Annotated in this window: 12 protein-coding genes and 3 tRNA genes; 9 read left to right on the top strand and 6 right to left on the bottom strand. The window is 66.9% G+C overall.

Features of this window, described 5'->3' with window-relative positions; all coding sequences use genetic code 11:
- The 9 genes from ACXJLU_RS23630 to ACXJLU_RS23590 form a co-directional block, all read left to right on the top strand.
- Positions 1-501, top strand: a 501-nt coding sequence (locus tag ACXJLU_RS23630; protein WP_457335185.1) for an SPOR domain-containing protein, incomplete at its 5' end; no start/stop codon positions are given.
- A complete protein-coding gene (locus ACXJLU_RS23625; RefSeq protein ID WP_457335183.1) occupies positions 498-998 on the top strand; it encodes a CvpA family protein in 501 nt (166 codons plus the stop codon). The genes ACXJLU_RS23630 and ACXJLU_RS23625, both read left to right, overlap by 4 nt.
- A 32-nt stretch (positions 999-1,030) precedes the next feature.
- Positions 1,031-2,560 carry an amidophosphoribosyltransferase gene (gene purF, locus ACXJLU_RS23620; protein ID WP_073465446.1) on the top strand — a complete coding sequence of 510 codons (1,530 nt, stop codon included), beginning with the start codon at positions 1,031-1,033 and terminating at the stop codon, positions 2,558-2,560.
- Positions 2,560-3,807 carry an O-succinylhomoserine sulfhydrylase gene (locus ACXJLU_RS23615; protein ID WP_457335181.1) on the top strand — a complete coding sequence of 416 codons (1,248 nt, stop codon included), beginning with the start codon at positions 2,560-2,562 and terminating at the stop codon, positions 3,805-3,807. Before purF ends, ACXJLU_RS23615 begins: the two co-directional genes overlap by 1 nt.
- 10 nt (positions 3,808-3,817) lie before the next feature.
- Complete coding sequence (gene gltX / locus ACXJLU_RS23610; protein WP_457335179.1) at positions 3,818-5,212, top strand: glutamate--tRNA ligase; 1,395 nt, start codon at positions 3,818-3,820, stop codon at positions 5,210-5,212.
- A gap of 87 nt (positions 5,213-5,299) precedes the next feature.
- Positions 5,300-5,375: transfer RNA gene (locus ACXJLU_RS23605), tRNA-Ala, on the top strand.
- 62 nt (positions 5,376-5,437) lie between these two features.
- Positions 5,438-5,513, top strand: a tRNA-Glu gene (locus tag ACXJLU_RS23600).
- A gap of 81 nt (positions 5,514-5,594) precedes the next feature.
- Positions 5,595-5,671: transfer RNA gene (locus ACXJLU_RS23595), tRNA-Asp, on the top strand.
- A 429-nt stretch (positions 5,672-6,100) separates the two neighbouring features.
- On the top strand, positions 6,101-7,813 hold the full coding sequence (locus ACXJLU_RS23590; RefSeq protein ID WP_457335177.1) for a M20/M25/M40 family metallo-hydrolase: 1,713 nt from the start codon (positions 6,101-6,103) through the stop codon (positions 7,811-7,813).
- 250 nt (positions 7,814-8,063) lie between these two features.
- On the opposite strand, the gene ACXJLU_RS23585 is transcribed toward ACXJLU_RS23590, so the two are convergent.
- The 6 genes from ACXJLU_RS23585 to ACXJLU_RS23560 all read right to left on the bottom strand — a co-directional run bounded on the left by ACXJLU_RS23585 (position 8,064) and on the right by ACXJLU_RS23560 (position 11,563).
- Positions 8,064-8,387 (bottom strand): hypothetical protein, encoded by a 324-nt coding sequence (locus tag ACXJLU_RS23585; RefSeq protein WP_457335175.1) that lies wholly within the window; start codon positions 8,385-8,387, stop codon positions 8,064-8,066.
- A 109-nt stretch (positions 8,388-8,496) separates the two neighbouring features.
- Positions 8,497-9,246 (bottom strand): SDR family NAD(P)-dependent oxidoreductase, encoded by a 750-nt coding sequence (locus ACXJLU_RS23580; RefSeq protein WP_457335173.1) that lies wholly within the window; start codon positions 9,244-9,246, stop codon positions 8,497-8,499.
- 81 nt (positions 9,247-9,327) lie between these two features.
- Positions 9,328-9,912 (bottom strand): TetR/AcrR family transcriptional regulator, encoded by a 585-nt coding sequence (locus ACXJLU_RS23575; protein ID WP_457335171.1) that lies wholly within the window; start codon positions 9,910-9,912, stop codon positions 9,328-9,330.
- A 46-nt stretch (positions 9,913-9,958) separates the two neighbouring features.
- Entirely contained in the window at positions 9,959-10,381 is a 423-nt protein-coding gene (gene arsC, locus ACXJLU_RS23570) for an arsenate reductase (glutaredoxin) (protein WP_457335169.1), read from the bottom strand.
- Positions 10,374-11,063, bottom strand: coding sequence for an aquaporin (locus tag ACXJLU_RS23565; protein ID WP_457335187.1), 690 nt, complete (start codon positions 11,061-11,063; stop codon positions 10,374-10,376). The genes arsC and ACXJLU_RS23565 overlap by 8 nt, the downstream gene beginning before the upstream one ends.
- Before the next feature lie 14 nt (positions 11,064-11,077).
- On the bottom strand, positions 11,078-11,563 hold the full coding sequence (locus ACXJLU_RS23560; protein WP_457335167.1) for an ArsI/CadI family heavy metal resistance metalloenzyme: 486 nt from the start codon (positions 11,561-11,563) through the stop codon (positions 11,078-11,080).
- Positions 11,564-11,582: the final 19 nt, after the last annotated feature.

The raw sequence follows: 11,582 nt of genomic DNA, 5'->3' as shown, positions 1-11,582 counted from the left end.
AGCGTGATCGCCGAGAACGTCGCCGATGCGGGCCGCGAACCGGCTGCCTCGGCGCCTGCACCCGTGGCGCCGCCGCCGGCCACCGTGGCAACACCGCCGGCTGTGGCGCCCATCACGCCGAAGCCGACGCCCGCGCCGGCTGCCGCACCGGTTGAGCGCAAACCGGTCGAGAAGCCTGCCGACAAACCCGCCGACAAGCCCACCCCGAAGCCCACCGACAGCGCCCGCGCGCAGGCCCTGCTCGACGGCAAGCCCGCCTCGCCCGAGGCGGCCGGCCGCTTCGTCGTGCAGGTCGGCGCGTTCGCCGAGGTCAACGCCGCCCGCGATGCCCGCCACAAGGTCGAGAAGCTCGGCCTGAAGACCTACACGCAGGTCGTCGAGACCTCGGCGGGCAACCGCATCCGCGTGCGCGTCGGCCCGTTCGCGTCGCGCGACGAGGCCGACAGGGCTGCTGCGAAGATCAAGACCGCCGGCCTGCCGTCGGCCATCCTGACGCTGTGACGGCGCCGATGGGCTGGGTCGATGGACTTTTTCTCGGCATCCTGGGCATTTCGGTGCTGGTGGGCCTCGTGCGCGGCCTGGTGTTCGAGCTGCTGTCGCTGGTCGGCTGGTTCGCGGCCTGGTTTGCCGCGCAATGGCTGACGCCGATGGTCGCGCCGCACATCCCGGTCGGGCGCATCGGCTCCGGCATCAACCATGCGGCCGCGTTTGCGCTGACCTTCGTCGCGGCGCTGATCGTCTGGGGCATCCTGGCCCGGCTGCTGCGCTTTCTGATCCACGTGACGCCGCTGAGCATCATCGACCGCCTGCTGGGCGGCTTCTTTGGCCTGCTGCGCGGCGTGGTCGTGCTGCTGGCCATCGGCATGGTGGTCGGCATGACGCCGCTGGTGACATCGCCGGCCTGGCAGGCATCGCTTGGCGCGCCGTGGCTCAATGCGGCCCTGGCGGGCTTGAAGCCGTTGCTTCCGCCTCAACTCTCTTCCCACCTGCCCGCATGACGCGGGTGGGTTGAACAAGCAAGGACTCTCCCATGTGCGGCATCGTTGGCGTGATCTCGAAAACGCCGGTCAACCAGCTGATCTACGACGCGCTGCTGCTGCTGCAGCACCGCGGCCAGGATGCCGCCGGCATCGTCACGATGCTGGGCACCAAGTGCTTCATGCACAAGGCGCGCGGCATGGTGCGCGACGTGTTCCGCACCCGCAACATGCGCGGCCTGCCGGGCACCGTGGGCCTGGGCCAGGTGCGCTACCCGACCGCCGGCAACGCCTACAACGAGGAAGAGGCGCAGCCCTTCTACGTGAACGCGCCGTTCGGCATCGTGCTGGTGCACAACGGCAACCTGACCAATGCGCACTCGCTGAAGCAGGAGCTGTTCGACATCGACCGCCGCCACATCAACACCGAGAGCGACACCGAGGTGCTGATCAACATCCTCGCGCACGAGCTCGAGATGGCCGCGCGGGACTTGCCGCTGACCACCGAAGAGATCTTCAAGGCGGTCGGCGCGGTGCACAAGCGCATCAAGGGCTCGTACGCGGTGGTCGCGCTGATCGCCGGCTACGGGCTGCTGGCCTTTCGCGACCCGTACGGCATCCGCCCACTGTGCTTCGGCGAGGTGATGACGCCGAACGGCCCCGAGGTGATGGTGGCCAGCGAATCGGTCGCGCTCGAAGGCACCGGCCACAAGCTGGTCCGCGATGTGGCGCCAGGCGAAGCCGTCTTCATCGACCTGGACGGCAAGATCCACACCCAGCAGTGCGCCGAGAACCCGACGCTGAACCCGTGCATGTTCGAGTTCGTGTACCTGGCGCGGCCCGATTCGGTGATGGACGGCGTGTCGGTCTACCAGGCGCGCCTGAACATGGGCGAGACGCTCGCGCAGCGCCTGATCTCGACGATGCCGCCGAACGAGATCGACGTGGTGATCCCGATCCCCGAATCGAGCCGCCCGTCGGCGATGCAGCTCGCGCAGAAGATCGGCAAGCCCTACCGCGAGGGCTTCGTGAAGAACCGCTACGTGGGCCGCACCTTCATCATGCCGGGGCAGGGCGTGCGCAAGAAATCGGTGCGCCAGAAGCTCAATGCGATCGCGGTCGAGTTCAAGGGCCGCAACGTGCTGCTGGTCGATGATTCGATCGTGCGCGGCACCACCTCGAAAGAGATCGTGCAGATGGCGCGCGACGCCGGTGCGCGCAAGGTCTACATGGCCTCGGCCGCGCCGCCGGTGCGCTTTCCGAATGTGTACGGCATCGACATGCCGACCAGTGAAGAGCTGATCGCGCACAACCGCAGCATCGAGGAGATCCGCCAGTTCATCGGCGCCGACGCGCTGATCTACCAGGACGTGGCCGCGATGAAGAAGGTGGTCGGCGCGCTGAACCCGTCGCTGAACGGCTTCGAGGCCTCGTGCTTCGACGGCTACTACGTGACGGGCGACGTGACGGCCGCCGATTTCGACGCGATCGCGGCGCAGCGCAAGTCGCAGGGCGGCGAAGAGGAAGAGGGCGCCGACCGCTCGCGCCTCGCACTGCAGAGCGCGACGACGGAGCGCGGCTGATGGCCGACGCGCCGGCGAAGCGAGGCATCCCGCGCGTCGAGCTGCCGGCCGACGTGCGGCGTGACACGCTGGCCGTGCGCGAGGGCCTGCCGCCGAGCGCGTGGGGCGAGAACTCGGAGGCGCTGTTCCTCACCAGCAGCTTCGTGCAGCCCGATGCGGCGAGTGCCGCGGCGCGCTTCGCGAATGAAGAAGAAGCCTTCATCTACTCGCGCTTCAGCAACCCGACGGTGACGATGTTCGAGCGCCGCCTGGCCGCCCTCGAAGGCGCGCAGGCCTGCATCGGCACCGCCAGCGGCATGAGCGCGATCCTGCTGCTCGGCATGGCGCTGCTGAAGGCCGGCGACCACGTGATCTGCTCGCGCAGCGTGTTCGGCTCGACCATCATGCTGTTCGGCCGCGAGTTCGCGAAGTTCGGCGTCGAGACCACGTTCGTCTCGCAGACCGATCCCGATGAATGGCGGCGCGCGCTCAAGCCGAACACCAGGCTGTTGTTCGCCGAGTCGCCGACCAACCCGTTGACCGAGGTGTGCGACATCCGCGCGCTGGCGCAGGTCGCGCACGAAGCGGGCGCGCTGCTCGCTGTCGACAACTGCTTCTGCTCGCCGGCGCTGCAGCGGCCGATCGAGTATGGCGCCGACCTGGTCGTGCACTCCGGCACCAAGTACCTCGACGGGCAGGGCCGCGTGATTGCCGGTGCCGTGTGCGGGCCGGAGCAGCTCATCAATGACAAGTTCGTGCCGGTGATGCGCAGCGCGGGGATGTCGCTGTCGCCGTTCAACGCCTGGGTGGTGCTGAAGGGGCTCGAGACGCTGTCGATCCGGATGCAGGCGCAAGGGGACCGTGCGCTGCAGCTGGCCGGCTGGCTCGAGCAGCAGCCGCAAGTGGCGCGCGTCTTCTACCCAGGCCTGCGTTCGCACCCGCAGCACGCGCTAGCGATGGCGCAGCAATCGGGCTCGGGCGGCGCGGTCGTGTCGTTCACCGTGAAGAGCACCGACGCCACCAGCGCGCGCAAGAATGCATTCCATGTGATCGACCAGACGCAGGTGTGCTCGATCACCGCCAACCTCGGCGACACCAAGACCACGATCACGCACCCGGCCAGCACCTCGCACGGCCGGCTCACCGAAGACCAGCGCCAGGCCGCCGGCATCACGCAGGGCCTGATCCGCGTGGCGGTGGGCCTGGACGACGTGCAGGACCTGAAGGCCGACCTGCTGCGTGGGTTGGCCGGCCTCGATTCCCTTTGATCCCCACATCATGACCCGACCGATCCGCACCCGCATCGCCCCGTCGCCCACCGGCTTCCTGCACCTGGGCACGGCCCGCACCGCGCTGTATTCGTGGGCCTTCGCGCGCCACTTCGGCGGCGAGTTCGTGCTGCGCATCGAAGACACCGACGTCGCCCGCTCGACGCAGGATTCGGTCGACCAGATCCTCGCGTCGATGCGCTGGCTCGGGCTCGACTACAACGAAGGTCCGATCTACCAGATGCAGCGGCTCGAACGCTACCGCGCGGTGGTCGACCAGATGCTCGCCGAAGGCAGCGCCTACCGCTGCTACACGACGCCCGAAGAACTCGACGTGATGCGCGAGGAACAGCGCACGCGTGGCGAGAAAACCCACTACGACGGCCGCTGGCGTCCGGCGCCCGGCAAGGCGCTGCCGGTGCCGCCGGCCGGCGTGGAGCCGGTGATCCGCTTCGCGAACCCGCACGACGGCATCGTCACCTGGGACGACCTGGTGAAGGGGCCGATCAGCATCGCGAACAAGGAGATCGACGACCTGATCATCATGCGCGCCGACGGCGTGCCGACGTACAACTTCGCGGTGGTCGTCGACGACTGGGACATGGCGATCAGCCACGTGTTCCGCGGCGACGAGCATGTGAACAACACGCCGTGGCAGATCAACATCTTCAACGCGCTGAAGGCGCCGCTGCCGCTGTTCGGCCACGTGCCGGTGATCCTCGGCGACGACGGGCAGAAGCTGTCGAAGCGGCGCGGCGCGGTCAGCGTGACGGCGTACGAAGAGAACGGCTTCCTGCCCGAGGCGATGCTGAACTACCTGGCGCGCCTGGGCTGGAGCCATGGCGACGAAGAGCTGTTCACGAGCGAGCAGCTGGTGTCGTGGTTCGACGGCAGCCACCTGTCGAAGAGCCCCGCGCAATGGGATGCGGCGAAGCTCGCGTGGGTCAACGCGCACTACCTGAAGACCATCGACGAGCGGCGGCTGGCCGCGCTGGTGGTGGGGCAGTTCGCGCGCCGCGGCATCAGCGTGACGGAAGACGAGGTGGCCGCGCGCTGCGGATTGTTCAAGGACCGCTGCTCGACGACGGTGGAACTGGCCGACTGGCTGCAGATGTATTTCGCCGACGTGGCGCCGAGCGCCGAAGACCTCGCGGCGCACGTGACCGATGCGGTCAAGCCGGCGCTCGCGACGCTGCGCGACAAGCTGGCCGCACTCAGCGAGTGGACCAAGCCCGCGATCGCGGCCGCGATCAAGGAGACGCTCGCGGCCCACGGCCTGAAGATGCCGCAACTCGCGCATGCGGTTCGCGTGCTGGTGTGCGGCCGTGCGCAGACGCCGTCGGTCGATGCGGTGCTCGAGCTCTTCGCGCGACAAAAAATTCTGGAGCGTCTCCAGAAGGCCTAAAAAATCTGCCTATAATCGTGGTCTTCGCTAGTGAGAACAGCGCAGCGTCTGAAGGTAGTTCGCAAGAGCGTCCGACAGGTCACCCAAGGGGGTATAGCTCAGCTGGGAGAGCGCTTGCATGGCATGCAAGAGGTCAGCGGTTCGATCCCGCTTACCTCCACCAAGACTTCGAGTCTGGGTGCGCTGTTCGAAGTGGTGAAGTGATTGCGAGATCGGAAGGTTTCAGTCCCCTTCGTCTAGAGGCCTAGGACACCACCCTTTCACGGTGATTACAGGGGTTCGAATCCCCTAGGGGACGCCAAGTTTGGCGGGGCTTGCACAGAGAATCGGCGGCTGAAAGGCTGCGAGTCGAAGTGGAAACCTGCTGCGGTTAGAAGAAACTGGAGTGGTAGTTCAGTTGGTTAGAATACCGGCCTGTCACGCCGGGGGTCGCGGGTTCGAGCCCCGTCCACTCCGCCAACAAAAAGCCCTTGCAGCTCAATGAGTTGCAAGGGCTTTTCCGCTTTCTGAGCTGCCTGTTTTTTGTGCGCTCATCGCCTCATATTCCAAAGTTTGGAATATCGAGGCCAGGACGGTGGCTCCGTCTGCCCTGGGTGATCACCGACGGCGTTCGCTTTCTCTCTTCAGGTTCAGCCACTTGGCTGTGCAGCTTGGGCGTGCCAGCAGCCCTGCCACCGAACCGTGCTATCGCTCGAGGAGGCGAAGCGGGCGCCACTTCGCGCTGACTCAGCCTTGGCAGCCACCGTCATGGCACGCGGATTGCCCGCGATCCTTTGCCACAGCAACGAGAGGAGATCGCGATGGCGATGCATACCGCCCTGAGCCGTCGGGGTTTGATCGGCACGATACGTGAACACGGCGGAGGTTCTTATGCCTATGCCTAGCTGCATGAAACGCGACCTTGTGCATCACGGTCGCTTGGCCGTCGCTGCCCTGGTGTTCTTCGCTGGCTGCGGCAGTTCGGATGGCGACGATACCCGCTCGTACTTGGAGCGGACGCTGGCGCAGCAATTCGTGTCCGAGACGAGCCACCTCGTCACGCTGCAGACGTACCGCACGGAAGACCCGCAAAGCGAGCAGTTGGTGGTCGACAACCTGACGCGCTCGCGCGACTACCTGATGGGGCTGGCCCAGGAGTTCAACCTGGGGCAGAGCACCCTGAAGCTCGAGCCGTTCGAGTGGCGCCGGGCGGGCCCGACCCAGACCCAATGGGTGTTCGGGTTCCGTCTCGGCAGCGGGCCGAAGAAGGTCGCGATCCTGGCGCACCTGGACACCGTGCCCCCCGGCAATGCGGATTGGCGGCCTTTCGAGCCGCGGGTCGAGGCGCGTGACTACCGCGGCGCGGCGCAGCCCTTCCTGGTGGGCCGAGGGGCGGCGGATGACAAGGGCCCAGCCGTCCTCGCGCTCATCGTGATGCGGGCGCTGGCGAACCGTTACGACGGAACCAACGCACTCGACGGGCTGACGGTCGAACTGATCTTCGACACCTCCGAGGAGACCGACTTCTCGACCGCGTACTACTTCCAGGAGGTCGGCGTGCCCGATTTCGGCATTGTCTTCGATGCGGTCTGGACGGTCCGCGCGGAGAAGGGGATCGAGCGGCCGATCTTCACCGTCCCGCTCGGCGCGGCGCCGAGCAACGGCATCTTCATCGAGGCATTCAACAGCGCCCCCGGAGCCACCAATCAGATCCCGGACACGGTGACCGCGCGCATCAACGGCAACGATGAGGCCGCGCTCGACCGCCTGGCGGCCAACGTCGCCGATCTCTACCAGCAATACGGCTTCGACGATCCGCTGTATCGGCGCGCGCCGCTCGAGGTTTCGCGCGACGCAAAGGCGGTGGTCCTGACCACCAAGGTCATCGGCGCGCAACACGGGTCGGTGCCGGATGAGAACCGCGCGAACGGAGCGAGCCCGGTCGTCTCGCTCGCGAACTTCCTCGCCCACCTGGTGGACGACGCGACGCTCGCGCCGAACGGCGTCGGACGGATGCTGCAGTTCATGGCCTGGGGTTGGGGCACGACGGTCTTCGGCGAGAAGCATCCCGACCTGCTCGAACGCCACGATCAGGTCTTCGAGCAAGGCAACGGGACGACCTACGCGCTGACGCGCGTCACGACCAGCCCCCAAGACGTGGCCCTCAGAATCGACATCCGCTATGCCCTCGGCCATCACGGCGTGGCGTGGGACGGCAAGACCGAGGGGCAGTTGCCAGGCACCAGCGTGTTCCCCGATGCCTTCCAACAACTGGTCAACCGCTTTCAGCAGGACCGGCCGGGTCAGGCCGTCACGGTGGCGACCGTGAACGCCGCTTCACCCGACGTGCGCGACCCGCAGAGTCCGCGGTTCCAACGGATCAGCGGCGCCTATGAGCGGGCGGTGGGCGCGCCGATGCCGTTGGCGGCCATCGGCGGGGGCACCGATGCAAAAGGGCAGGTCAATCTCGTCGCGGCCGGCCCGCTCTTCACCCTGGCATTCGGGCCACCGATCAATTACCACGGCTTGAACGAGGGCGCCCCGATCGAAGACCTGCAGCTCAGCGCACGCATCCTGTACCAGATCATGCTGGACGAGATTGCAAACAAGACCACGAGATAGCCGGTGCCATCCAGGTCTGCCCTGTAGTCCTTCCACATCAGCCAGCCCGTCTACCGGATGCGCTGCAGCACAGGAACGCACAGCCGCCTGCTGGGCGAGCGCCGAAGCTGCGATACGAAGTGCACCTACTCGGAAGTGCCACCATCATCTCCGACCCAGGTTCGAGTCCCATCAACCGCCTTGGCGGTTTCGAGCCGCTGCCGCATCTGCTCATGCCCTCGGTGCCCGCCGGAAGCACAGGCGATCAGCGTTACGCGTAGGTGTCGAGATATCCGCCCAGTCCGTTCAGCGCAGTGCCGCCGACCGCCTGGGGCGGGTTCTGATCTTCGTTGCTGGAGCGCGCCGATGTCGATACGGTTTGGTGATCCCGCTTGGCGATGCGCGCCTTCAGGGTATCCAGGCGTGAACTGATTTCAGCGATCTTCTCCTTGCCTTCGGGCGTCTTGGCCGAGGGACAGTGCACCCAGTCGGACAACTGCCCCTCGCATTTGGCCAGTTCAGCCTCGAGCCCCGACCCCGAAGCGGCCGGTGCGGAGGCGGCATTGACCGCAACAGAAGAGATCGAGTTGACCATGACGACTTACTTCGGTTCGGCCTGGGGCAACTTGAGTCCCTGGCCGGTAGAGCTGACCCTGGAAGTCTCACGCGCGCAGGTGCGACCGCCGGTCTCGTCTCGCGGTGGTTCAGAGCTTGGTGCCGCCACTCGCGTCGACGACCTGCCCGGTGGTCCACGCGCCGTCGGGTCCGGCCAGGAAGGCCACCACGCCGGCGATGTAGGCCGGTTGGCCGACGCCTGGCAGGGCTTGCACCTGTGCCAGCACTTCCTTGCCGCCCGGCTCGTTGATCCACGGACTCATGCGGGTCTCGATGGCACCCGGCGCCACCACGTTGACGGTGATGCCCCTGGGGCCCAGCTCAGCGGCCAGCTGCAGCGTCAGTGCGTCCACGAAGCCCTTGCTCGCCGAATAGGCGGTGATGCCCGGAAACGCGATGCGTGTGGCCGCGGTGCCGATGTTGACGATGCGGCCGCCATCGGGCATCAGCGGCACCACGCCTTGCGTGACGAAGAACAAGCTGCGCATGTTCACGCTGACGAGCTTCTCGAACTCCGCGGCACTGGTCCCGGCGAGCCCGGCAAACAGCGCGACGCCGGCGTTGTTGACCAGGATGTCGATGCGAGGCAGCTGCAAGGCCGCCAGGCGCGTGACGAGTTGCTGGCCGCCATCCACCGCCGCCAGGTCGGCCTGCAGCAGATGGGCCTTGTGGCCGGCATCGCGCAACGAGGCCGCCAGGGCTTCGGCTTCGGCGCGGCCGCTACCGAAATGCAGAACCACCTCGGCGCCGTCGGCAACCAGCCGTCGTGCGATGGCTGCGCCGATGCCGCGTGAGGCGCCGGTGACCAGCGCGATCTTTCCTGCAAGGGACTTGTCCATGAATGACTCCTAATAGACCAAACGGTCAATAACGATGAAAAAAGAAGCCGCGTGCGCGGCCAGGGAGAAAGAAGAGAAGGCTCAAGCCATGTCGAGAACCCCCAGCGTCAGGGCTGCCAGACGCTCCATCTGCGCCCGGCCTCGCCCGGCACGTGCAGCGACGCGCAAGCCGCTGATCAGCGCGATCAGCAACTCGGCCAACTCGGCCGACGGTGCCTGATTGGCAATCGAACCATCGCGCTGCCCGCGCTCCACCACCGAGCGCAGCAACTCGTGGGTGGCCTGCCAACGGGCGGTCAATGCCCAGGCCAGCGGCGGCTCGTCGACGCCTTCGAGCAGGCCGCCGGTCACGATGCAGCTGCGCTGCGCCGGATCTGCACTGGCGCAGTTCCGGACCATGGCATCGAAGAAGAGCGCCAAGGCCTCTCGTCCTTCTGCGGCGGACTGCATCGCAGCGGTGACGCCCGCGCCGCGTTGCACGGCACAGTCGATGGCCTGCAAGTACATGGACTGCTTGTCGCCGAAGGTGTTGTAGAGACTCTGCTTGCCCAGGCCGGTGGCCTCCTGCAGCAGTGCCAAGCTGGTGCCTGCATAGCCGTGGGTGCTGAAGACGTCGGTCAGACGGTCCAGTACTTCGGGTTCGGAGAAGGAGCGTTCGCGTGGCATGCCGGCGACTCTACGCCTTTTTGCACCGTTCGGTCAAATTGAGTGATCACCTTCGCCGAACGCCATTGTCCGTCACCACCTCGCCGTCCTCCTTGGTGAACGGCGGCAACTTGCCGACCGGCAGCAGCGTCAGCACCACGTCCGAAGGACGGCACAGCGCCGTGCCCAGCGGGGTGACGACGACAGGGCGGTTCAACAGCAGCGGATGCGCGACGACGAAGTCGAGCAACTGCTCGTCCGTCCAATGGGCCTGGCCGAGGCCCAGCTCCGCGAACGGCGTGCCCTTCTCGCGCAGCAGCGCGCGCACCGGCTGGCCGCTGTCCGCGACCAGCTGGCGCAGGCGTTCCTTCGTCGGCGGTGTCTTCAGGTACTCGATGACGGTCGGCTCCAGCCCCGCATGCCGGATCAAGGCCAGGACGTTGCGCGAGGTCCCGCACGCCGGGTTGTGAAAGATCGTGATGTCATCCATGGTGCTTTGCCGGTGAGTGATGGTCGTGTGGGGGAAGGCCCGGGAGGAGCCAACGGTGCACGACCAGCGCCAGCGCCGCGCCGCCCAGCTCGGCCGCGATGAAGGCCGGCACGCTGCGGGGTGCGATGCCGGCGAAGCTGTCGCTGAGCGCGCGCCCGACGACGGCCGCAGGATTGGCGAACGAGGTGGACGCGGTGAACCAGTACGCCGCGCCGATGTACGCGGCAACCGCAACGGCGACGCGGGGCCCCGGGACGCGCAGGATGACGAGCAGCAGGCCGAAGGTCGCGACGCACTCCGCCAGCCAGAGACCCGGGCCGCTGCGCGTTGTCGCGGCGAGCTGGAACAGCGGCAGGTCGAACATCGCGTGTGCCAACCAGGCGCCAGCCACGGCGCCGACCCCTTGGGCCGCCACATAGGCAGCCAGGTCGGCCCGCGGGAGCCGGCCCAGGCTGGCCAAGGCGATCGACACCGCCGGATTGAAGTGAGCCCCGCTCACGGGACCGAACACCTCGATCAGCGCATACAGCCCGCCCACCGTGGCCAGCGCGTTCGCGAGCAGCGCGATGGCCGCATTGCCGCCGGCCAGGCGCTCGGCCATGATGCCGGAGCCGATGACCACCGTCAGGAGCAGCCCCGTGCCGAGAAACTCAGCGAACGCACGAGAGGGCAGGCTGTTGATGCGCATGCGGGTCGTCAGCAGCAGGAGCCCGAAGCCGATGCCTTCACGGGAATGCCGAGCGGCTTGCCGCGAGGCGCCGTGGCCACGCAGCACGCCGCCGAGCCGGAATCATCGGACTGCGTTTTCTCACTGAACACCGGGATGTTGCCCAGCGTGCGGAACTGCTCCCAGGCAATGCCTTGCGGATCGGTCACCCAGTACTTGTCGCTGCGCGCGTAGCAGCAGCTGGTCTCGCCGACATCGAGCAGCGTCATGCCGGCGGCTTCGGCGCTGGCCTTCAGCGCGGAGAGTTCCTCTTCGGTGTCCGCCTGGATGCCGAGGTGGTCGATGCCGACGGCGTCGCCGCGGGTGGAGATCGCGAAGTTGATCCTGGGGTCTTCCAGCATCCATTTCGCATAGTCGCTCTCGACGCGGGTCGGCTCGGTGGCAAACATCCTGGAGTAGAAGGCGATGCTCGCCTGCAGATCCTGGACATGGGCGTGGACATGGAATCGCTTCATTTCGGGCTCCTGGGGTGGG

The organism is Rhizobacter sp. P5_C2 (assembly GCF_054049715.1).
The sequence above is the reverse complement of the archived record's forward strand: the minus strand, read 5'-3'. Positions and strand labels throughout refer to the sequence as shown.

What these genes read in the sequence shown, in the direction of transcription:
- purF (WP_073465446.1), top strand. Translation starts at nt 1,031, where the DNA reads ATGTGCGGCATCGTTGGCGTGATCTCGAAAACGCCGGTCAACCAGCTG.
- ACXJLU_RS23580 (WP_457335173.1), bottom strand. Translation starts at nt 9,246, where the DNA reads ATGGACAAGTCCCTTGCAGGAAAGATCGCGCTGGTCACCGGCGCCTCA.
- ACXJLU_RS23615 (WP_457335181.1), top strand. Translation starts at nt 2,560, where the DNA reads ATGGCCGACGCGCCGGCGAAGCGAGGCATCCCGCGCGTCGAGCTGCCG.
- ACXJLU_RS23585 (WP_457335175.1), bottom strand. Translation starts at nt 8,387, where the DNA reads ATGGTCAACTCGATCTCTTCTGTTGCGGTCAATGCCGCCTCCGCACCG.
- ACXJLU_RS23560 (WP_457335167.1), bottom strand. Translation starts at nt 11,563, where the DNA reads ATGAAGCGATTCCATGTCCACGCCCATGTCCAGGATCTGCAGGCGAGC.
- ACXJLU_RS23590 (WP_457335177.1), top strand. Translation starts at nt 6,101, where the DNA reads ATGAAACGCGACCTTGTGCATCACGGTCGCTTGGCCGTCGCTGCCCTG.
- gltX (WP_457335179.1), top strand. Translation starts at nt 3,818, where the DNA reads ATGACCCGACCGATCCGCACCCGCATCGCCCCGTCGCCCACCGGCTTC.
- arsC (WP_457335169.1), bottom strand. Translation starts at nt 10,381, where the DNA reads ATGGATGACATCACGATCTTTCACAACCCGGCGTGCGGGACCTCGCGC.
- ACXJLU_RS23575 (WP_457335171.1), bottom strand. Translation starts at nt 9,912, where the DNA reads ATGCCACGCGAACGCTCCTTCTCCGAACCCGAAGTACTGGACCGTCTG.